Here is a 23,319-nt window from a genome sequence, read left to right as displayed (position 1 = left end):
ATTAATTTCTTGATGGATAGATTCCAAATAAACAAATTACATAATTCATCCCTAAAGAAGGCATACGGTTTTCATGTCGTTGATATCCTCCTTGCGGTTGCAGTGTAACATCTCCTAAATCAACCGAATTGCCATTCAGCCCCACATTTGGTTCTGCCTGTACAAAACCTTGTGTAGGTACCTTCATACGACCTTTTGATTCCACAGGTGCAGCCAAACTAGAACCTGATGTAATCCTTGCTTGAGTAGCATCCTCTGTACTTACCTTAAAATGATTACCTTTTATTTCTACAAGATGTATATGCGCAGGTATTTCTGTAGAAGTTAAGGTGTGTGCTTCTTCTCCTGCCATTTCCCCTAAAGTAATTTCATTTGAAAACCCTACAGGAATTCGACCTCTAAAATCCGGTAAAGCAAAAGTTGTCATGCCATTTCCTCCATACATTACGCCCAGTACACTAAATAAAGCCTGATTCTGATTAATAGACAAAATTTGTCCATGGCAGAAAGCCCAATTCTTAGGAGCAAACTGACCTGCAAACATCCGAATTTCACCAATTGTTCCTTCGTACATATAATTAAAAGTTTTGAATTAACACATTTTGTAGGAAGAAAAGAGTAGAATAAAAATTTTTAAATATGTAATAAAATTACTCAATTATAGAATAAGTTCAACTTTTAGTAGGGGGACAAATTAGGGACAATTTTACTATTATTATTTGTTTGAAGACATTCCGAAATAATAAAATATAAATAATTGGAAAAAAAATATTTATGTTTCTAAAGCACAGTGTAAAATCTGGTTTAAAATATAAGACGTGAAGTGTCTTGAATTATATAATAGCTCTTTATTTAATAGATGCAATATTATTTAATATAGAAATAGCTGAAGATTTAATTCATTAAATATAGAATAGTAATACTTTTATATGCAGATGAAAAATAATACAGTTTTAGATATCCTTATATTATATATATATTCCGCTTTGCGAAATTTCTCCCGAGTAGTTACCTATAAAGTAGACGTTTTTCTTTTCTTTTTGGGAGAAAAGTAAAACATCTAATCATTTTTTGCTGTAAAAACGGGCTTTTCGATTCTAAAATCTAATATCTAGCTTTTCAAATCTAAAATTCTCAAAAAATATTTCACGTCATAACAGTCAGTTAGGATTAAAATGTAAAATAATTGTAAAATTGGTTTGGAAGTTCGGAAAAATGGGTTGTATATTTGCAATCCAAATACGAAAGACGAGTAGTATTGTAGTTGACATAGTAAGACGAAAACGATCAAAAAATATTTAAAAATAAATTTTGTTAGTTTTAAAAATAAGTTTTACCTTTGCAACCGCAAATAACGAGAGTGATTGCGATGAGAAGTAAATTGACTTATTGAAATAAAAACTTTAAAATTATTTAAAATAAAATTTGGTAGTTAAGAAATAAGTTTTACCTTTGCAACCGCTTACTGCGACAGCGATGTTTAAGTAAGTTTGAAACTGAGAAGTTCATTTGAAATTATAATATATACAGAAGAAATAATAGCCGAATAATAACGAAGTCAATCCTTGAATAATGGAGCTATAGGAAATTCGAAGTTGTAAAAACAGAAGTCTTTTAGACTAAAAAAAATAATTTACAATGGAGAGTTTGATCCTGGCTCAGGATGAACGCTAGCGGGAGGCTTAACACATGCAAGCCGAGGGGTATAGTTCTTTCGGGAACTAGAGACCGGCGCACGGGTGCGTAACGCGTATGCAACTTGCCCTACTGAAAAGGATAGCCCTTCGAAAGGAGGATTAATACTTTATAATAGAGATTATGGCATCATAATTTTTTGAAAGATTTATCGCAGTAGGATAGGCATGCGTAAGATTAGTTAGTTGGTGAGGTAACGGCTCACCAAGACGATGATCTTTAGGGGGCCTGAGAGGGTGAACCCCCACACTGGTACTGAGACACGGACCAGACTCCTACGGGAGGCAGCAGTGAGGAATATTGGACAATGGGTGGAAGCCTGATCCAGCCATCCCGCGTGTAGGATGACGGCCTTATGGGTTGTAAACTACTTTTATCTGGGGATAAACCTACTCACGTGTGAGTAGCTGAAGGTACCAGAAGAATAAGCACCGGCTAACTCCGTGCCAGCAGCCGCGGTAATACGGAGGGTGCAAGCGTTATCCGGATTTATTGGGTTTAAAGGGTCCGTAGGCGGATTAATCAGTCAGTGGTGAAATCCTATCGCTTAACGATAGAACTGCCATTGATACTGTTAGTCTTGAGTAATGTTGAAGTTGCTGGAATGTGTAGTGTAGCGGTGAAATGCTTAGATATTACGCAGAACACCAATTGCGAAGGCAGGTGACTAAACATTAACTGACGCTGATGGACGAAAGCGTGGGGAGCGAACAGGATTAGATACCCTGGTAGTCCACGCCGTAAACGATGGATACTTGCTGTTGGGTTTTCGGATTCAGTGGCTAAGCGAAAGTTATAAGTATCCCACCTGGGGAGTACGTTCGCAAGAATGAAACTCAAAGGAATTGACGGGGGCCCGCACAAGCGGTGGAGCATGTGGTTTAATTCGATGATACGCGAGGAACCTTACCAAGGCTTAAATGCATAATGACGTTATTGGAAACAGTAATTTCTTCGGACAGAATGCAAGGTGCTGCATGGCTGTCGTCAGCTCGTGCCGTGAGGTGTTAGGTTAAGTCCTGCAACGAGCGCAACCCCTATCATTAGTTGCCAGCGTTTAAAGACGGGGACTCTAATGAGACTGCCGGTGCAAACCGCGAGGAAGGTGGGGACGACGTCAAGTCATCACGGCCCTTACGTCTTGGGCTACACACGTGCTACAATGGTAAGTACAGAGGGCAGCTACTTGGCAACAAGATGCGAATCTCTAAAACTTATCTCAGTTCGGATTGGAGTCTGCAACTCGACTCTATGAAGCTGGAATCGCTAGTAATCGCATATCAGCCATGATGCGGTGAATACGTTCCCGGGCCTTGTACACACCGCCCGTCAAGCCATGGAAGCTGGGGGTACCTGAAGTCGGTGACCGTAATAGGAGCTGCCTAGGGTAAAACTGGTAACTAGGGCTAAGTCGTAACAAGGTAGCCGTACCGGAAGGTGCGGCTGGAACATCTCATATTTAGAGAACGACGAATTTTCTTCTATTAGTTAGAAGATTGATTTTGATTCGGCTTTTTATTCTGTACTGTATATATAAATATAGACCACTCTTTAAGAGTATTAAAGAGTCTCATAGCTCAGCTGGTTAGAGCGCTACACTGATAATGTAGAGGTCGGCAGTTCGAGTCTGCCTGAGACTACTAAATAACATAAAGAGGGGGATTAGCTCAGCTGGCTAGAGCGCTTGCCTTGCACGCAAGAGGTCATCGGTTCGACTCCGATATTCTCCACGATTTTAATTTGAGAATTATTTAATTAGCTAATTAGCAGATTATCATATTTCCGAATTAACAGAAGAGTTCATTGACATTATTAGAAACAGATTATAAATTTATTTATAATCGCATACAATCAAAAACAAACAGATTTAGAAATAGATCAAAGTTTTATAAAGGTATACAATTAATCAAAAAACGAGTAAGATTAACATAACCGCTCAATAATATGACGGTTAAATCGAGAAAAAAGTTACAAAGGGCGTACGGCGGATGCCTAGGCTTTGAGAGGCGATGAAGGACGTGATAAGCTGCGATAAGCTTCGGGGAGTGGCACATACACATTATATCCGAAGATTTCCGAATGGGACAACCCGGCATGTTGAAGACATGTCACTCTAATTTATTAGAGAGCGAACGTTGGGAACTGAAACATCTAAGTACCAATAGGAAAAGAAATCAATTGAGATTCCGTAAGTAGTGGCGAGCGAACGCGGATTAGCCCTAAAGACTTTATAAAGATAATAGAATAACCTGGAAAGGTTAACCGTAGAGGGTGATAGTCCCGTAAATGAAATTTTTATCTAGTTGATAACGAGTAAGGCGGAACACGAGAAATTCTGTCCGAATATGGGAGGACCATCTTCCAAGGCTAAATACTCCTCAAAGACCGATAGTGAACTAGTACTGTGAAGGAAAGGTGAAAAGTATCTCGAATAGAGAGTTGAAATAGAACCTGAAACCGTACGCCTACAAGCGGTCGGAGCACGTAAGTGTGACGGCGTGCCTTTTGCATAATGAGCCTACGAGTTAATGTTGCTGGCAAGGTTAAGGACTTCAGGTCCGGAGCCGTAGCGAAAGCGAGTCTGAATAGGGCGCTTAAGTCAGTAGTATTAGACGCGAAACCTTGTGATCTACCCATGGGCAGGTTGAAGCTTTGGTAACACAAAGTGGAGGACCGAACCGGTTGACGTTGAAAAGTCTTCGGATGACCTGTGGGTAGGGGTGAAAGGCCAATCAAACTAGGAAATAGCTCGTACTCCCCGAAATGCATTTAGGTGCAGCGTTTAGTTAAGTATATTAGAGGTAGAGCTACTGATTGGATGCGGGGGCTTCACCGCCTACCAATTCCTGACAAACTCCGAATGCTAATATATGTTTCTAGGCAGTGAGGGCATGGGTGCTAAGGTCCATGTCCGAGAGGGAAAGAACCCAGACCATCAGCTAAGGTCCCCAAATATATGCTAAGTTGAGAAAACGCGGTTGGATTGCATTGACAGCTAGGATGTTAGCTTGGAAGCAGCTATTCATTTAACGAGTGCGTAACAGCTCACTAGTCGAGCGATCCGGCATGGATAATAATCGGGCATAAGCATATTACCGAAGCTATGGATTTGTACTTATGTACATCTGGTAGGGGAGCATTCTAACGGCGCAGAAGTCACCTGGTAATGGGTGGTGGAGCTTTTAGAAAAGAAAATGTAGGCATGAGTAACGATAAAATAAGTGAGAAACTTATTCGCCGTAAGACTAAGGTTTCCTCAGCTATGCTAATCAGCTGAGGGTTAGTCGGGACCTAACACGAACCCTTTGGGGGTAGTGGATGGCAAACGGGTTAATATTCCCGTACCTGCACTCAATAAAAGTGACGAATGATTGTAGGAGGTGCGTACTGACGGAATAGTACGTTGAACCTACGTAAAGTAGGGATAGTACACGAAGGTTTCGGCTGGAGTGATAATCCTCTGAACATTGTTCCAAGAAATAGCGAGATGTGCAGCCCGTACCGTAAACCGACACAGGTGGTCGAGGAGAGTATCCTAAGGCGCTCGAGCGATTCATGGTTAAGGAATTAGGCAAAATAGACCTGTAACTTCGGGAGAAAGGTCGCTGACAGCAATGTCAGCCTCAGTAAAAAGGCCCAGGCGACTGTTTATCAAAAACACAGGACTCTGCAAAATAGAAATATGACGTATAGGGTCTGACACCTGCCCGGTGCTGGAAGGTTAAGGAAGGAGCTTAGAGGTAACTCGAAGGTTTTGACTGAAGCCCCAGTAAACGGCGGCCGTAACTATAACGGTCCTAAGGTAGCGAAATTCCTTGTCGGGTAAGTTCCGACCTGCACGAATGGTGTAACGATCTGGGCACTGTCTCAACCATGATCTCGGTGAAATTGTAGTATCGGTGAAGATGCCGGTTAATCGCAACGGGACGAAAAGACCCTGTGAACCTTTACTATAGCTTTGTATTGACTTCGGGTAAATAATGTGTAGGATAGGTGGGAGACTATGAAGCAGTATCGCTAGGTATTGTGGAGTCATTGTTGAAATACCACCCTTTATTTACTTGGAGCCTAACTTCCATTTGGAAGGACAGTGCATGGTGGGTAGTTTGACTGGGGTGGTCGCCTCCAAAAGAGTAACGGAGGCTTTCAAAGGTACCCTCAGCACGCTTGGTAACCGTGCGTAGAGTGTAATGGCATAAGGGTGCTTGACTGTGAGACCTACAAGTCGATCAGGTGCGAAAGCAGGACATAGTGATCCGGTGGTTCCGTATGGAAGGGCCATCGCTCAAAGGATAAAAGGTACTCCGGGGATAACAGGCTAGTCTCCCCCAAGAGCTCACATCGACGGGGAGGTTCGGCACCTCGATGTCGGCTCGTCACATCCTGGGGCTGGAGAAGGTCCCAAGGGTTGGGCTGTTCGCCCATTAAAGTGGCACGCGAGCTGGGTTCAGAACGTCGTGAGACAGTTCGGTCTCTATCTGTTGTGATCGTTAGAAGTTTGAGCGGAGTTGACTCTAGTACGAGAGGACCGTGTTGAACAAACCTCTGGTGTATCAGTTGTGCCGCCAGGTGCACCGCTGAGTAGCTACGTTTGGAAGAGATAAGCACTGAAAGCATATAAGTGCGAAACTCGCCGCAAGATTAGACTTCTTTAAAGGGTCGTTGTAGACTACAACGTTGATAGGCTATAGATGTAAAGGCAGTGATGTCATAGTCGAGTAGTACTAATTACCCATAGACTTTTTCTTAAAAAGTAGAACGAATCAGATAAGTTGATTTCAAATCAACAAAATATTAATAAAGATTAAATACTAACATTGATTTAATCGTCATAGAGAAGGTTAGTTAATCTTATTTGGATTAAAACATGTAATACCAGATTGTATACAACTAATAATGTCAAGATATACTAGGAACTAATACCTATTTAAAAATATTAGGGTGACTATAGCTGCAGGGCTCACCTCTTCCCATTCCGAACAGAGAAGTTAAGCCTGCCTGCGCCGATGGTACTGTTACTTACGGGAGAGTAGGTCGTCGCCAGTTTTTATTAAGATCCTCAAGATTTATTTCTTGAGGATTTTTTTTTGTTTATACATTATTTAAATGTATTATGTAGAAACTATTTTTTATCTAATTTCTCGATACAAAAATCAAAGATTTTCACTCGAAATGACGAAAAAGTATAAGTGCTTTCAAAATTTTAATTTTGCTTAACGCTTAACGCTTAACGCTTAACGCTTAACGCTTAACGCTTAACGCTTAACGCTTAACGCTTAACGCTTAACGCTTAACGCTTAACGCTTAATTCGCGTTAGGGATAGCAGTGGAAATCCTTTTGTAGTTGATAATAGTTATCTAAACAAAACAAAAGATTGTAACGGATAGCCCGACCGAGCGGTATCCTATTATTCTAATTATTTAAGGATGTTCTAAGCGAGGTAATGCCTAAATTGTTTATATTTAATTATTATTTTTTGTAAATATTTTGAATGGAAATAACGATATAAGAAAAATAATTAGTGATACAATTACACCTTTTCTACTATGCTCAACAGATGCTTTATCTAAAAATAAATCATTTTTGTCTGAATAATATAATTTATAGCTATCGCCAATGTTTAGGTTAAAACATTTTTTTCCTAGTATTTTGGTGTTATATTTTTTCTTATGATATACAAAATCTAAAGAATTAGCTCCATTTGCTCCACAATTTTTATCATTAATAGTAATATCTTTTTCATTGTTTTGTATAATAATTTCTTTATCTCTGTTGTATTCTAAATTTAAATATCCAGAAAAAGCACTAAGAATTAGGATTAAGAAAAATTGATTCTTTAAAAAATATTTATTCATATTAAATAATTGTTGCTAAATATATTTAAAATGTACAAAAAAAGCCCAACAGAAGTTGAGCTTTTAAATATAGATGAAAGGGTAATAATTTACTCGCCTAAATATGAAACTGTCTTAGAATTTCCTTCTACAGTAACTTTAGTCAAGTTATATTTTGCTAAATTTTTCATTGATTTATCCCATTTTTTACCGCTTAATGCAGCTTGAGATTTTAATTCATTCAAATCAATGTTTTCGTTAACTTTTAAAATTTCAATAATTTGTGTTTCTTCTTCTGTCAATTCGTAAGCTGGTGCAGCTTTTTCTGGACGCATTTGAGGGAAGAATAAAACTTCTTGAATAGATGGATTATTTGTTAAGAACATAATCAAACGGTCCATACCAATTCCTAAACCACCTGTTGGAGGCATTCCGAATTCTAATGCACGTAAGAAATCTTCGTCAATAAATTCTCCTGCTTCGTCATCACCTTTTGCAGATAATTTTAATTGTTCTTCGAAACGCTCGCGTTGATCGATTGGATCATTTAATTCTGAATACGAGTTTGCGATTTCTTTTCCACAAACCATTAATTCGAAACGCTCAGTTAATTCTGGATTATCACGGTGTTGCTTTGTCAATGGAGACATTTCTTTTGGATAATCAGTAATAAAAGTTGGTTGAATGTAATTTCCTTCACATTTTTCACCAAAAATTTCATCAATTAATTTTCCTTTACCCATTGTGTCATCAACCTCGATTCCCATTCCTTTCGCTGCATCAAATAATTCAGCTTCAGATTTACCATCGATATCAAATCCTGTGAAATCAATAATTGCTTGACGCATTGTTACACGTTTGTAAGGCGCTTTGAAATCAATTTTATGCTCTCCAAAAGTTGCTTCAGAAGTTCCGTTAACAGCGATCGCACAATGCTCTAATAGTTGCTCTGTGAAATCCATCATCCAGTTGTAATCTTTATAAGCAACGTAAATTTCCATTGCTGTAAATTCTGGATTGTGCGTACGGTCCATTCCTTCGTTACGGAAGTTTTTAGAAAACTCGTAAACTCCGTCGAAACCACCAACGATTAATCTTTTTAAGTATAATTCGTTCGCGATTCTTAAATATAATGGAATATCTAATGCGTTATGATGCGTAATAAACGGACGAGCTGCTGCTCCTCCAGGAATTGATTGTAAAACTGGAGTTTCTACTTCCATGTATCCACGATCATTGAAGAAATTACGCATTGCGTTGAATAAACGTGTACGTTTTAAGAAAATTTCTTTGACTTGAGGATTAACAACTAAATCTACATAACGCATACGGTAACGTAATTCTGGATCTGTAAAAGCATCAAAAACATTTCCTTCGTCGTCAGTTTTTACAATTGGTAATGGACGTAAAGTTTTTGATAACAATGTTAATTTTGTTACGTGAACTGAGATTTCACCAACTTTAGTTTTGAATTCGTATCCTTCAATTCCAATAAAATCTCCGATATCCATCAATTTTTTGAAAATTGTATTGTACTCAATTCCTTCTTCTGATGAAGAGATATCATCTCTTGAAACATAAACCTGAATACGTCCTTCGCTATCTTGCAATTCTGCGAAAGAAGCTTTTCCCATTACACGAACACTCATCAATCGTCCGGCAAGTTTGACAACCTTTCCTTCTTCGTACTTTTCCTTTATTTCTTTCGAATTAGAAGTTACCACGAATTCTTCGGCAGGGTAAGGCTCAACGCCTAAGTCTCTTAATTGTTGTAGTTTTTCTCTACGAATAATTTCTTGTTCAGACAATTGCATAGTGAATATAATTTATATAAAATGAAAGCAAAATTATGAAAAATAATCTTGATAAACGAAGTATTTATGATTTAAAATAGTAAGAAATATCAGTATTGATGCGAGTTTTAGTCTACTAGCTCAAAACGACGCTCTAATGTATAATCTGTATCTTGAAATTTTACTTTTTTGGTTTCGATACTATAAGAAATCCAACCATTATCTTTGATACGAGAAGTTGTTTTTACATAATATTTGATATCGTCTTTCAATCTATTTTCAGATGGTTGTTCAGTCCCTAATTTTGTTGCTAATTCTTTTAGATAAGTATACCAAGAATTTGCTAACCATTCTTTGTCCGCTTCTTGAAAGCTCGACATGATGTAATTTGTTTGAGAAATTCCGATTTCGTTTAACTTCAATTCTGTTGAGGCAGGAGTAGGGGAAGTACTAAACAAATTATCCATATATGATTGATAAACAAAAGGTTCGCTTTCTAACGTAAAGTTACTTTTTCCGTAGAAATGATGAAATTGACGAATATCTTTATCAAATAATTTGATAATATTTTCTTCTGTAGAATATTGTTGTAAATTCTTTTTGATGATTGCTATTGCAGAAGGATTATCTAAGTATTTATTCTCTAGATCTTCCGAAGATAAAACCAATTGTTTGATTGTTTTATCTAGATTAGTATATTCTAAAAAACGTCCGTCTTGGTCAATTTTAAAGGAAATAGATACATTATTTACTAAAGAAAATGGATTGTTTAAATATGATTTCGAATTGAATTGTACATTTCTGAAATTCCATTTTACAATTGTTTCATTTTGATAAATATTCTCAACTTGTACAATAATGTTATAACTATATTGTTCTTGATGAGCAATCGTATCATCTTCCAATTTTACCTCGCTTGTCGTAACATTATACCTTTTCTCATCACCAATATTCCAATACGTTTTCGGAAAAATAATAGTAGGTTCTACTGGTTTTTCAAAAATCGAATCATTTTTTATTGGCGAAATACTATCTTGAACAGGATTCTGAGCGAAGATTTTTATCGAAAAAAATAGAAAAAGGAAATAATATGTAAACTTAACTTTCATTTAAATGCGATCAATCTAAGTCAAAAATAAACCAAATTATTCTAAAACAGACTTTAAATTCCTAAAAAATAAAGGTTTAATCATTTAATAATTTAATACTTAAATGATTAACAGTTTTTTTAGCACCGATATTTAAACTGAATAAATACTCCGATTTCAATAAGATAGAATTTAAGTCATATGTGTTTTCATATTTCACTTTTAATTCTACTGTTTCCGAATATTTTTTAATTTCTTTTTTTACTTGTTCTTGGGATAAATTCAATTTGGCATCATTCAACATATAATACGCCATTTCTTCCCACAATTTTTCAAAATCATCTTTACTCAAATTTTGGTCAGATACAATCGTATAGGTTCCTTTATCTTTGTTGATGTCTTTTAAATAAGTATTTGTTGTTGAGGATATTGGAAAGCCAAAGATGTTCTCTTGAACAGATTTTCCTTCATAGTTTTCTCCTAAACGAAAATATTGACCATTGAAATAATTAAAAACATGTACTTCTTGTTCAAAAACATATGGAACATATGTTTTTGATTTTACCATTTCTTCAATGTGTGCAATATTTGCTTTGTAATCATCTGACTTTTTACGCTGTTTACCAAGTTTATCTGTTATTTTCAACAACTTTGCCTCAACCTGTGGTATATTTAGTAATTCTAAAAATTCTCCAGAAGGATTTGTTGTAAATTGATATTCTATTCCTTCAGAATTATTGATAAAATCGCGGTAAAATTCATCTGGATCATTTGATTGATTTTTACCATTTATAAATAAATATTTATTAGCAAAATCGTTTTGATCAGTCAATTCAACAGACTTACTCGATTGATTGATAACTTTTGACACAGTGTCATTTACAGAAATCGAAAAATTACGATCTGTAAATGAATAGTTATATACTTTATTTAACTCTAAATTTGGTTTTACCTGAACAGATTTTTCTTCAAAATTTACCTGCGCAAAAATAGCAGGAGAATATAGTAAAATCAAGGTAAATAGACTTGTTTTCATTCTCTTCAATAGTTGTACAAATATAGAATGATTATTGAATATCCACGTTATTTATTGCACGAATCATTGTATCGACAGGCTTAGTTTCTGAAATTTCTTTTTCCATCAAAGTTCCACCTATTTCTTTCAGTTTTTTCACCTGAGGAATAAAGCGGTTTTCAAGAGATCCGACAGCTTTATTGTAACTCTGCGTTGCTTGATTTAGATTATGTCCAACGGTAGCCAAATGTTGGATTAAAACATTAACACGGTTGTATAATTCGATTCCAGCATCGCGCATTTGATATATATTTTCAGCAACATTTAATTGTTGCCAGCTAAACGCAATCGTGCGAAGCATTGTAATCAAAGTAGTTGGTGTTGCAATAATTATTCTATTGTTTAATGCATCTTCTATCAAAGTTCGCTCCAATTCTAATGCTGCACCAAAAGAACTTTCAATTTGTAGGTACATTACCACATAATCGGGTGCTTCTGCGTATTGATTCCAATAAGCTTTAGAACTCAAATTTTTCAAATGTTCGCGTACTGCTTTTGCGTGTAATTGTAAATGTTGTTTTCTCAAATTTTCATCTTCCGTTTCGAAAGCCAGCATATATTGGTTTAAAGGAACTTTTGAATCGACAATTACTTTTCTATTTCCTGGAAGATTAACAATTAAATCTGGGCGAAGTAAACCATTTTCGGATTGAACAGAAGTCTGTTCTTCAAAATCGCAGAAGGATGACATTCCGGCAAACTCAACCACACGACGTAAACCAATTTCACCATATTTTCCTCTTGTATGCGAAGTTTTAAGTGCAGAAACTAAGGTATTGGTTTCTTTTTGTAATTTATCAGTTGTGCCGCGCATCGCATCTAAGAAAACTTTGATTTCTGAATAAGCACCTTCACGAGCTTTTTCGATTTCAGAAATTTTTCCATCAAATTTGTTTAAACTTTCATTTAAAGGTTTGATCAAAGAATCTATCGCTTGTTGACGTTTTTCCAAATCATTCTTCGAATCAGAAAAATGTTTGTCTAATGTTGTCTTTGCTAAATCAAGAAATTGTTCATTATTGCTTCTCAAAACTTGAGCAGAAAGTGCTTCAAACTGTTCTTTTAATCGTTCGTTTGTTTCGAGCATGAACGATTTTTGTTCCTCAACTGCTTTTATTGCTTCTTGATGACGAACGGACAATTCCGTATTTTTTTCGCGTTCTTTTTGCCATTGATCCAAATTGAAATTTGCATCATCTTTAATCTCCAAAAATTCATTTTTTAATGAATCATATTGTTTCTGAAGTTCTTGGTGTTTTATTTCATTTCCAATTATGGCTGAATTTGCTTTCGATTTAGCATATAAAAAACTAATAACAGCTCCGATGATAAAAAAAAGGATGGCTGTCAAGATAATTGCGCTGTTCATTTTATAGAAATTTAAACAAAGGAACGATTTTATACGACATAAGATGTCGTTGTTTAATTTTATTTAACTTAAAAAGACTTTCTAATTATAAAATAAGAAGCCTCCCGTTGCAAAACGAGAAGCTTCCTTTTGGGTATCGAGAAGCTTCTTGTTAGCTGATAAGAAGCTTCTTGTTTTTAATTATGTTATTTTATAGAATCTTGCGATTCGTTTCTTAGATTATCTTTCGTTTCGAAGATTGAGTTTTTGATGATTTGCGAACTATCATTCAGAATGGGTAGAATTTGACTTTTGTCTTTCGTTTCTTTAAATCCTAATTCTAAAATTGGGTCGATGTAATATAAAATACTCGATGTTAAAAGTAATGAAATAATCAATCCTAAAGCGGCTCCACCAAATCGATTAATAATTCCTAAACCAACAGCTTCGACGGTTTTTTGTGTTAAACTTGATGCTAATTTTATTGTAAAAAAAGCAATTGCAAAGGTGATAATTAAAGCAACCAATGAAGTTAAACTATCTGCAAAAATGTTGTAAGCATCGACATAAACTTCTATAATTTGATAGAATTTGAAACTTAACCAAATTGCTACAAAAAATCCGACTAAACCGATTAATTGAGAAATAAAACCTTTAAAAAAACCATTGATAAAACCAAAAGCTAATGCAATTAAAATCAGAATATCAAGTTGATTAAAATCTGTCATTAAGCATTTTGTAATTGGTGCTTTTCAGCTATTTTTTTCAACGTTCCGATTAAAATATCTATTTCTTCTTTTGTAGTTTCATAAGAGAAAGAAACGCGTAAAGGTGTCATTTGATCAATTTCTTGTTCAGAATACAATGTTTGCATAACCAATGAAACTTTTGCTGCACCTGAACTGCAAGCACTTCCTTGAGAAACTGCAATACCAGCTAATTCTAATTCGAAACCAATAAGGGCATCGTGAAAAGGTAATTTGATACTTAATAAGGCATACAAACTCTTGTCTAAATCTCCTGAAAGTCCATTAAATGCAACACCTGGAATAGCTTCTTTTAATTGATCAATTGTGTATTGTTTGATTTCTTTGATGTGATTTACGTGAGCTTCTAACTCATCTAAAGCTAAATCTAATGATTTTGAAAGACCTACAATTCCGTATACATTTTCAGTTCCAGAACGTAAACCTCTTTCTTGTCCACCACCAGCAATTAATGGTTTGATATGTGATGCTTTTTTTGCATATAAAAAACCTGCACCTTTTGGACCGTGAATTTTATGAGCTGAACAAGAAGCAAAATCCATTCCTAAATCTTGAAAATCTAATTCATAATGACCTACTGTTTGCACAGTATCTGTATGAAATAATGCATTATTTTCTTGACAAATTTGAGAAATGTATTTAACATCAGTTAAATTTCCAATTTCGTTGTTCGCATGCATCAAAGAAACCAATGTTTTTTTAGATTGATCTTTTAATAATTCTTCTAATTGAGAATAATTGATGTTACCATCTTTTAAAATACTCAATCTAATCACTTCAACTTGTCCTCTGTGTTCTAAATCTTTTACACTCTCTTGTACGCATTTGTGTTCCATATCAGTTGTAATGATACGTGTTACGTTAAGATCATTTACGCAAGAACGAATAATTGTATTGTTAGATTCTGTTCCACAAGAAGTGAAATAAATTTCGGCAGGTGAAACGTTTAATCGTTGAGCAATATTTTTTCTCGACATCTCAATCAACGCCTTGGCTTCTCTACCAAATACGTGTGTAGAAGATGGATTACCAAAAACATTTTTCATCACATTAGCCATTTCGTCAACTACTTCTGGACGAATTGCTGTTGTAGCTGCATTGTCTAAATATACTCTTTGCATTATCGATTATTTTACTGTATTGTTGTTTACTTATTAGGGTTTTGAACAACAAATTTAAGTAAAATGAAACGATTTAAAAAAGTAAATCGTTATTTAAAACGCATTAAATCTGAAGATACAAATCGCCACTCAGGAGTTAAGATAACACCTTCTTTGGCAATATACCAAGGAGAAATTAAATCGTTGCTCGGATTTGTTAAGATTTGGATATCTTGACTTGGATAATATCCTTGTGCTAAAATGTAGATTTTATTCCCCATCTCATCTTGTGCAAGATCCATTACAATAACTGCGTGATTTTTTATACTTCCCTTTTGAAAAAAAACATCTCCAATTTGTAAGTCTTTGAATTGAATAGGTTTTAAAAGTTCTGAAATTGTGATAGAATTTGTGTTTTCAAGATAATATTGTAAATAATCGATGTATTTTGAATACGAATTATCTCCTTTCACATATTTTGTATACGGAATTGGATTGGTTGAAATTTTAGCCAATTTATCCATTTCATTGTATTTTTTAGAACGATAAAAGTACTCTAAACGCAAACTCATAATCGCATTTGCATTAAACTGAACATTTTTTTTGGGTTGTTCTAAGTCTAAGACACCAACATAAATATTAGGATTTGGTTTTCTTTGACCATCAAATGTATAAACAGGTGTATTGTGATTTTTAAGCGAAATATTATTTAACCATTTTCCAAAATCACTATAATTTTGATTACGTTTATAATTTGGCGGAGTATCAAATTTTTTAAAAATCTTTAATTCACGGGAATGAATAAGACTATATTCCTCATTTTCTATCAATTCATTATTAGAAGAAGATTTTAGAATATGAGTATTACAAGAAGATAAAAGAGTAAATAATATTAAAAATGTAAAACTTAAAAATTTCATTAAAATTAAAAAAAAAACGTGCTATTCTTTGGTTAAGAGTTGAATTTGATCTCTCAACTCAGCTGCTTTTATAAAATCTAAATTTTTTGCAGCTTTTTCCATTTCTTTCTGCAATTTTTGTACCAATTTTTCTTTATCCTCGGTTGAATAATTTTCGTTTATTTCTGCAGCTTGTTGTACCAAATGTTTTTGTTCATATGGATTTTCTTCAAAATCAGCCGCAGCAAGACTTAGTTTTGTGATTTTTTTGTTTAAAGCTTGTGGAACTTTATTGTGATCTTTGTTGTATTGCATTTGTATTTCACGACGACGATTGGTTTCATCAATTGTTAGTTGCATACTATCTGTAATTCGATCTGCATACATAATTGCAAGACCATTTATATTTCTTGCTGCGCGCCCAACAGTTTGCGTTAACGAACGATGACTTCTTAAGAAACCTTCTTTATCAGCATCTAAAATAGCAACCAATGATACTTCTGGTAAATCTAAACCTTCTCTCAAAAGATTGACCCCAACCAAAACATCGAATAAACCAGCACGCAAATCAGCCATAATTTGTACACGTTCTAAGGTATCAACATCTGAATGAATGTAACGACAACGAACACCATATTTTGTGAGGTATTTTGTTAATTCTTCTGCCATTCGTTTTGTTAAAGTTGTAACCAAAACACGTTCATCTAACTCAACACGTTTATTAATTTCTTCCATCAAATCATCCACTTGATTTTGAGTTGGACGAATTTCGATAATTGGATCTAATAAACCTGTTGGACGAATGACTTGCTCTACAACAATTCCTTCCGATTTTTCTAATTCATAATTCGCAGGAGTAGCCGAAACATAAATCACTTGATTTTGTAAGGCTTCAAATTCTTCAAATTTTAATGGACGATTGTCCATTGCAGCAGGAAGTCGGAAACCATATTCCACTAAATTTTCTTTACGTGAGCGGTCGCCACCATACATGGCATGAACTTGAGAAACCGTAACGTGCGATTCGTCAATCACCATCAAATAATCTTCTGGGAAATAATCTAATAAACAGAACGGGCGAGTGCCTGGATCTCGACCATCTAAATATCTCGAATAATTTTCGATTCCAGAACAGTAACCTAATTCTTTAATCATTTCCAAATCAAACTCGGTACGTTCTTGCAAACGTTTTGCTTCAAGATGTTTTCCGATTTCGTGATAATATTCAACTTGTTTTCCTAAATCGATCTGAATATCAGCAATTGCACCATTTAAGGTATCTTTTGAAGTCACAAAAAGATTAGCAGGATAAATGTTTATTTTATCTAATTTGGAAGAAGTTTTACCTGTTTCAACATTAAAAACGGAGATTTCTTCGATTTCATCTCCAAAGAAATTAATTCTGATTCCATCATCTGCATAAGCAGGGAAAATATCTAAAGTATCACCTTTTATTCTGAAATTTCCACGTTGAAAAAAACCTTCTGTTCTCGAATATAATGCTTGAACTAATTTATGTAAAAAAGCAGTTCTCGAAATGATTTGCCCTGTTTCAATCTGAATCACATTTTTATGAAATTCTGATGGATTTCCAATTCCGTATAAACACGAAACAGAAGCCACAACCAAAATATCACGACGTCCAGAAAGTAGGGAAGAAGTAGTACTTAATCGTAACTTTTCGATTTCTTCATTGATTGATAAATCTTTCTCGATATATGTTCCAGATGAAGGAATATATGCCTCGGGTTGATAATAATCGTAGTAAGAAACAAAATATTCGACTGCATTGTTTGGAAAAAATTCTTTGAATTCCATATATAATTGCGCAGCTAACGTTTTGTTATGTGCCAATACCAGCGTAGGACGCTGTATATCTTGCACAACATTCGCAATTGTAAATGTTTTACCAGAACCCGTAACACCTAAAAGTGTTTGATAACGATCATCGTTTAGAATACCTTTTGATAATTCTTCGATAGCTTTTGGTTGATCACCAGTTGGTTTGAATTCAGAATTTAATTGAAACTGCATTCTACAAATTTACAAATTATTCAGATAAAAATGATTGTTGGGAAATATGGTTTTAAAAGAAGATATTGAAAAAAAAATAAAAAGGCGACTATTAGTCACCTTTTCATCAAAACCACAAAAAAATGAGAAAACTGTTTACTTAGTAAACAAACTTCCTTCCATTATTACAAGCTATTGCCCGCTATAACCATTGCAAATATAGGTCTGTTTTCTGTGCGTGCACAATATTTTGTAATACTTTGTTTTATTGGTGTCGATAAAAGATATTTATAATAGTGTTAAAACGTCTGATTACAACGTTTTCGTAAAAATGATTACAACTAATAGTGTCAGTTTTACACTAGCGAATTTTCGCTAAATTCCATAATTTATCTAATTCGGAAAGGGTTAAATCAGCTATGTTTTGACCATTTTCTTTGGTGATTTCTTCTAGTTTTTGAAATCGTGAAATAAATTTTTTGTTAGATCGTTCTAAAGCATCTTCAGAATTGATACCATTAAATCGACCATAATTAATCAAAGAAAATAAAATATCACCAAATTCCATTTCTTTATCGATAGGATTTTGTTCTGTTTTAAATTCATTAATTTCTTCTATGATTTTATCAAAAACTTGATCAGAATTTTCAAATTCAAATCCAACACCTTTTACTTTATCTTGAATTCGGTATGCTTTTACCATTGCAGGGAGAGAAGTAGGAACACCAGAAAGAACAGATTTGTTGCCTTCTTTCAGTTTGATTTGTTCCCAATTTTGTAGAACTTTTTCTTCTGTATTTGCTTCTACATTTCCATAAATATGTGGATGACGATGAATTAATTTATCACAAATACTATTTAAAACATCAGCAACATCGAAGTTGTTTTGTTCTGATGCAATTTTAGAATAAAAAACTAGGTGAAGAAAAACATCACCTAGTTCTTTTTTTATTTCATCCGAATCTTTTTCGATGATGGCATCCGAAAGTTCATAAATTTCTTCGATAGATAACGTACGCAACGTTTCCATTGTTTGTTTACGATCCCACGGACATTTTTCACGTAATTCATCCATTATATCTAACAATCTTTCGAAAGCTTGTAATTGATCTTTACGTGTATTCATCTCTTAATTATTCAGCGTCTTTATCTTTTTTTGCTGTTGTTTTTTTAGCAGCAGTTTTCTTAGCTGGTTTTTCTTCAGCGTCTTTTTTGTCAGCAGCCTTTTTAGCAGGTGCTTTCTTTTTTGGTTTTTCTTCAACAGCAACTTCTTCTTTAGCTTCTTCTACTACTTCAGCAACAGGAGCTTCTTGTGCTTGTTGAGCAGCCATTGCAGCTTCTACAGCAGCTAAGTCGATGTTTAATAATCCGTTTTTGTGTAAGATATTATACCATTGGAATAATTTTTTCAAATCAGAATCGTACACTCTTGAATCGTCATATTCTGGTAAAACTTCTTCCATATATTTACGCAATTCTGCTCCAGAAGATTTGTGATCGATCGTTTCTCCTCCGTTTTCTTTTTTGTAAATTCTGAAGAAAACTTCAGCTAAAGGATACTCTTGTGATACACCGTAAATCGCTACATTATCTAATAAACTAACATTGTAGTTAGATGCGATAGAGATTTTTTTACCTTTTTCTAAATCTTCAACAACGAATCCTCCTCTTGTTTGAGAAATTAAACGGTATAATCCTGGTTTTCCTGAAATTGCGATAACTCTTGATAAATCCATATTCTATTATGTTTAAGGGTCTATGAAGGGAATTTCATTTTGTAACTCGTGTTTACTTTCCCTTTTGTTATATTTTTTAATTTATTACTTATTAGTTTCTTTTTAAAGCTCGAAATATAGTCAATAAAAAGCTTTCCTTCCAAATGATCGTATTCGTGTTGAATAACTCGAGCGCGAATATCCGAAAAAGTTTCGGTATGTTTCACCCAATTTTCATCAAAATATTCTAAAGTTACCGATTCTGGACGTGTTACATCTTCGTGAATGTGAGGAATACTCAAACATCCTTCTGTAAAAGCCCATTCGTCACCTTCGGAACTACTGATTTTTTTTGGATTGATAAAAACACGTTTGAAATCTTTCAATTCGTCTTTTACATCTTCATAATCTTCATCTTCTTCGAAAGGCGAGCAATCAACAATAAATAAACGTATATCTTTTCCGATCTGTGGCGCTGCAATACCAACTCCGTTAGAGTCGTACATGGTATCGAACATATTCTCGATCAGCTCATTCAAATTTTTATAATCTTGATCTATTTCGTGTGAAACTTTACGCAAGACAGGATCTCCGTAAGCTACAACTGGTAATACCATTTTCTGATCTTTTTTTATTAATTTAACGGCAAAGATACAATTTGTTATAGTTTATGTGATAAAAATGATTGTAAAATTATTACAGCGCTCACTTTATCTACCATTCCTTTTTCTTGACGTTTTTTCTTTTTCATTCCACCTGCAAACATTGCTTGTGAAGCCATCTTAGAGGTAAACATCTCATTTTCACGATGAATTTTAATCAACGGAAATTCTTCAGAAAATTTTTTCAAAAAAGGTTGAATTTGATTTTCGATCTCATTTAATTCACCTGAAAAACGAACAGATAATCCAACGACAAGATCAGAAACGTTTTCTTTTTCTATATATTGTTTCAAGAAATCCATCAATTTTGAGGTTTCAATTGTATCCAATGGCGAAGCTATAATTTGTAATTCATCTGTTACGGCAACGCCTGTTCTTTTCCCTCCGTAATCTAATGCTAATATTCTTGACATTTGGCAAATTTAAAAAAACGATTGAATAATAAATAATCTCTATGAAATCCCTTGATTATAATTTTTATATTTGTGGCTATTATTAATAAAGATGGAGAATTTAAAACAAATCATAGAAAAAGCTTGGGACAATAGAGAATTGTTACAAGAAGATGCAACACAAGCTGCAATTCGTGAAGTAATTGAATTAATTGATAATGGACAATTACGTTGCGCAGAACCAGTTGGTGATGATTGGCAAGTTAACGAATGGGTGAAAAAAGCAGTTGTAATGTATTTCCCAATTCAGAAAATGGAAACTTTAGAAGCTGGAATTTTTGAATACCATGATAAAATGGAATTGAAACGTAACTACGCTGAAAAAGGTATTCGTGTTGTGCCAAATGCTGTTGCTCGTTATGGTGCGTATATTTCTTCGGGAGTTATTTTAATGCCTTCTTATGTAAATATTGGTGCATATGTAGACGAAGGAACAATGGTGGATACTTGGGCAACAGTTGGATCTTGTGCTCAAATTGGTAAAAACGTTCACTTATCTGGTGGTGTTGGTATTGGTGGAGTTTTAGAGCCATTACAAGCTGCTCCAGTTATTATCGAAGATAATGCGTTTATCGGTTCTCGTTGTATTGTTGTAGAAGGAGTTCGTGTAGGGAAAGAAGCAGTTTTAGGGGCAAATGTTGTGTTAACAGCCTCTACTAAAATTATTGATGTAACAGGTGACGAACCAATAGAGATTAAAGGTTATGTTCCTGCTCGTTCTGTTGTAATTCCAGGTTCTTACACGAAAAAATTTGCTGCAGGTGAATACCAAGTTCCTTGTGCATTAATCATCGGAACTCGTAAAGAGTCTACAGACAAAAAGACTTCATTAAATGATGCTTTACGTGAGCACAATGTAGCGGTGTAATTTGTAGATGATTTTATATAATACAATCCTCATCAGTTTTGATGGGGATTTTTTTATTTTGAATCGAAGATAATTTAGTAGCTTTGCTATGTAACTACAGATTTTATGAAAATTTTGATTATCCAACACAAAATGATTGGCGATGTATTAATCACTTCATTGTTGTGCGAAAATATCAAAAAAGCTTATCCTAATGCAGTTGTTGATTATTTAGTTAATAGTAATACGCTACCAGTTTTAGAAAACAACCCTTACATCGATCATATAATTGTTTTTGATGAGAAAGATAATAGAGGTTTATCAAATTTGATTAAGTTCTCTAAACAAGTTAATCAGAATAAATATGATGTTGTAATTGATGCTTATTCTAAATTGCAAAGTTGGGTAGATGTCTTTATTAACAAGGCTCCTAAAAAGATTTCTTATAAAAAAATAGGAAGAACTTTTTTGTATACTGATAATATAACAAAGCATAACGAACCAAATTCGTATTTAGGTTTGGCTATTGAACATCGTTTAGCTTTGTTAAAACCACTTGGGATTGAAAAGCCTTTAGTAACTGAACCAAAACTATATTTGAAAGAAGAAGAAGTCGATACTGCAAAAAAAATGTTCAAAGAACATAACGTAGATTCTACTCGAAAAACAGTTATGATTAGTTTATTAGGGTCAGATCCTTCCAAAACTTATCCGTTGGATAAAATGGCAAAAATGGTTGATTTTATTGGACAAAATTATAATATAAATATTTTGTTTAACTATTTTCCAAAACAAATAAAACAAGCCCAAGAAGTCTATAATCAGTTATCTGAAGAAACACAATCAAAAGTTTATTTTGAGTTATTAGGTGATGATTTGCGCGAATTTATTGCCATTACAAATGAATGTGATTTGATTATTGGAAACGATGGAGGAGCGATAAATATGACAAAAGCAGTCGGAAAAAAATCATTTATTATTTTTTCGCCTTGGATAGATAAAAATGTTTGGGCAACTTTTGAGGATGGAATCAGTCATACCAGTGTACATTTAAAAGACTATTTTCCTGAAAAATTTAATAGTTTAAATAATCGTCAAATAAAAAAACGAGTTGATGAGTTTTATTCATTCTTTGATTTTGAATTATTTAAAGATAAATTATCAGAATTCCTTGATAAGAATCAGCTTCAACGACAATTTAATTTTAATAAAAGCGTTAAAATAGAAATCCAAAAAGATTATTCTATAGAAACAATGTCTACTAGTATTACAGCTTTACTGATTACTTACAACGAAGAAAAAAACATCCTGCGTTATCTGAATGATGTTAGTTTTGCTGATGAAATAATTATTGTAGATTCTTATAGTACAGATAAAACGGAAGAAATAGCTTTACAGAATCCAAAAGTAAAATTTGTAAAGCGGGAGTTTGATAATTTTACTAACCAACGCAATTATTCAATTTCATTAGCTAGTAATGAATGGATTACTTTTTTTGACGCAGATGAAGGAATTTCATCAGAATTGAAAAAAGAAATTGTTACAGCAATTCATAATCAACCCAAATTTGATGCTTTTTATGTGTACAGAAAATTTTTCTTCAAGAATAAACTGATCAAGTATTCTGGGATGCAAAATGATAGAGCTATTCGAATTTTTAGAAAATCAAAATCGCAATATCGATCAGATCGTATGGTTCATGAAATTGTAGATTGTAAAGGGCAGGTTGGTTATTTGAAAAATAAATTAGATCATTATACATATGATAACGAACAAGAATATTTAGAAAAATTAAATAGTTATTCTGTTTTACGAGCAAAAGAATTGAAATTAAAAGGTTTGGAGCCTAATTTATTTCACTACAAAATAAAACCTGCTTATCGTTTTTTTAACTATTTCGTAATGAGATTAGGTTTTTTAGATGGGATTTCAGGATATAAAATTGCAAAACTACATGCAATATCAGTTGCGAATCGATACAAATATTTAGATGAGATTTATAGAAATGAAAAGCTATAAATAAAGGTTGA

At 34.0% G+C, this 23,319-nt stretch carries 16 protein-coding genes, 2 tRNA genes and 3 rRNA genes; 7 read left to right on the top strand and 14 right to left on the bottom strand.

The window, feature by feature from the left end:
• Position 1 precedes the first annotated feature (1 nt).
• Entirely contained in the window at positions 2-574 is a 573-nt protein-coding gene (locus AC2I98_RS04995) for a phage tail protein (protein WP_486413526.1), read from the bottom strand.
• Positions 575-1,635: 1,061 nt separating this feature from the next.
• Between AC2I98_RS04995 and AC2I98_RS04990 the strand changes: the two genes are divergently transcribed.
• The 5 genes from AC2I98_RS04990 to rrf all read left to right on the top strand — a co-directional run bounded on the left by AC2I98_RS04990 (position 1,636) and on the right by rrf (position 6,741).
• Positions 1,636-3,154, top strand: a 16S ribosomal RNA gene (locus tag AC2I98_RS04990).
• Positions 3,155-3,261: 107 nt separating this feature from the next.
• Positions 3,262-3,335, top strand: a tRNA-Ile gene (locus AC2I98_RS04985).
• A gap of 16 nt (positions 3,336-3,351) precedes the next feature.
• Positions 3,352-3,425: transfer RNA gene (locus AC2I98_RS04980), tRNA-Ala, on the top strand.
• A gap of 231 nt (positions 3,426-3,656) precedes the next feature.
• Positions 3,657-6,443: ribosomal RNA gene (locus AC2I98_RS04975) — 23S ribosomal RNA — on the top strand.
• 189 nt (positions 6,444-6,632) lie between these two features.
• Positions 6,633-6,741 (top strand): 5S ribosomal RNA (gene rrf / locus AC2I98_RS04970).
• Together the 16S, 23S and 5S rRNA genes with 2 tRNA genes alongside form the textbook arrangement of a ribosomal RNA operon.
• A gap of 417 nt (positions 6,742-7,158) precedes the next feature.
• Here the strand turns inward: rrf and AC2I98_RS04965 are convergent.
• The 13 genes from AC2I98_RS04965 to ruvX form a co-directional block, all read right to left on the bottom strand.
• A complete protein-coding gene (locus AC2I98_RS04965) occupies positions 7,159-7,551 on the bottom strand; it encodes a hypothetical protein (RefSeq protein WP_486413525.1) in 393 nt (130 codons plus the stop codon).
• A gap of 89 nt (positions 7,552-7,640) precedes the next feature.
• Complete coding sequence (gene lysS / locus AC2I98_RS04960) at positions 7,641-9,344, bottom strand: lysine--tRNA ligase (RefSeq protein ID WP_486413524.1); 1,704 nt, start codon at positions 9,342-9,344, stop codon at positions 7,641-7,643.
• A gap of 107 nt (positions 9,345-9,451) precedes the next feature.
• Positions 9,452-10,432: a hypothetical protein gene (locus tag AC2I98_RS04955; RefSeq protein WP_486413523.1), complete on the bottom strand. Its 981-nt coding sequence runs from the start codon at positions 10,430-10,432 to the stop codon at positions 9,452-9,454.
• A 76-nt stretch (positions 10,433-10,508) separates the two neighbouring features.
• Positions 10,509-11,447: a hypothetical protein gene (locus AC2I98_RS04950; RefSeq protein ID WP_486413522.1), complete on the bottom strand. Its 939-nt coding sequence runs from the start codon at positions 11,445-11,447 to the stop codon at positions 10,509-10,511.
• Between the two features lie 31 nt (positions 11,448-11,478).
• The gene (locus tag AC2I98_RS04945) at positions 11,479-12,855 is read right to left on the bottom strand and encodes a DNA recombination protein RmuC (RefSeq protein ID WP_486413521.1); all 1,377 of its coding nucleotides are present in this window, start codon (positions 12,853-12,855) and stop codon (positions 11,479-11,481) included.
• A 185-nt stretch (positions 12,856-13,040) separates the two neighbouring features.
• Positions 13,041-13,562, bottom strand: a complete 522-nt coding sequence (locus AC2I98_RS04940; protein ID WP_486413520.1) for a CvpA family protein — start codon at positions 13,560-13,562, stop codon at positions 13,041-13,043.
• Positions 13,562-14,722, bottom strand: a complete 1,161-nt coding sequence (locus AC2I98_RS04935) for a cysteine desulfurase family protein (protein ID WP_486413519.1) — start codon at positions 14,720-14,722, stop codon at positions 13,562-13,564. The genes AC2I98_RS04940 and AC2I98_RS04935 overlap by 1 nt, the downstream gene beginning before the upstream one ends.
• Before the next feature lie 89 nt (positions 14,723-14,811).
• Positions 14,812-15,621, bottom strand: a complete 810-nt coding sequence (locus tag AC2I98_RS04930; protein ID WP_486413518.1) for a DUF4846 domain-containing protein — start codon at positions 15,619-15,621, stop codon at positions 14,812-14,814.
• 21 nt (positions 15,622-15,642) lie between these two features.
• Positions 15,643-17,634 carry an excinuclease ABC subunit UvrB gene (gene uvrB, locus AC2I98_RS04925; RefSeq protein WP_486413517.1) on the bottom strand — a complete coding sequence of 664 codons (1,992 nt, stop codon included), beginning with the start codon at positions 17,632-17,634 and terminating at the stop codon, positions 15,643-15,645.
• A gap of 340 nt (positions 17,635-17,974) precedes the next feature.
• Positions 17,975-18,739, bottom strand: a complete 765-nt coding sequence (mazG, locus tag AC2I98_RS04920; protein ID WP_486413516.1) for a nucleoside triphosphate pyrophosphohydrolase — start codon at positions 18,737-18,739, stop codon at positions 17,975-17,977.
• A 7-nt stretch (positions 18,740-18,746) separates the two neighbouring features.
• On the bottom strand, positions 18,747-19,349 hold the full coding sequence (locus tag AC2I98_RS04915) for a DUF5606 family protein (RefSeq protein ID WP_486413515.1): 603 nt from the start codon (positions 19,347-19,349) through the stop codon (positions 18,747-18,749).
• 20 nt (positions 19,350-19,369) lie between these two features.
• The gene (gene def, locus AC2I98_RS04910) at positions 19,370-19,945 is read right to left on the bottom strand and encodes a peptide deformylase (protein ID WP_486413514.1); all 576 of its coding nucleotides are present in this window, start codon (positions 19,943-19,945) and stop codon (positions 19,370-19,372) included.
• Between the two features lie 44 nt (positions 19,946-19,989).
• A complete protein-coding gene (gene ruvX / locus AC2I98_RS04905; RefSeq protein WP_486413513.1) occupies positions 19,990-20,403 on the bottom strand; it encodes a Holliday junction resolvase RuvX in 414 nt (137 codons plus the stop codon).
• A 91-nt stretch (positions 20,404-20,494) separates the two neighbouring features.
• Between ruvX and AC2I98_RS04900 the strand changes: the two genes are divergently transcribed.
• Positions 20,495-21,310 carry a 2,3,4,5-tetrahydropyridine-2,6-dicarboxylate N-succinyltransferase gene (locus AC2I98_RS04900; RefSeq protein ID WP_486413512.1) on the top strand — a complete coding sequence of 272 codons (816 nt, stop codon included), beginning with the start codon at positions 20,495-20,497 and terminating at the stop codon, positions 21,308-21,310.
• Between the two features lie 105 nt (positions 21,311-21,415).
• On the top strand, positions 21,416-23,308 hold the full coding sequence (locus tag AC2I98_RS04895; RefSeq protein ID WP_486413511.1) for a glycosyltransferase: 1,893 nt from the start codon (positions 21,416-21,418) through the stop codon (positions 23,306-23,308).
• Positions 23,309-23,319 lie beyond the last annotated feature (11 nt).

The sequence above is a fragment of the Empedobacter sp. EJD.6dd genome (assembly GCF_057369435.1).
Note: the sequence above shows the minus strand (reverse complement) of the source record. Positions and strands in the feature narration are given on the sequence as shown.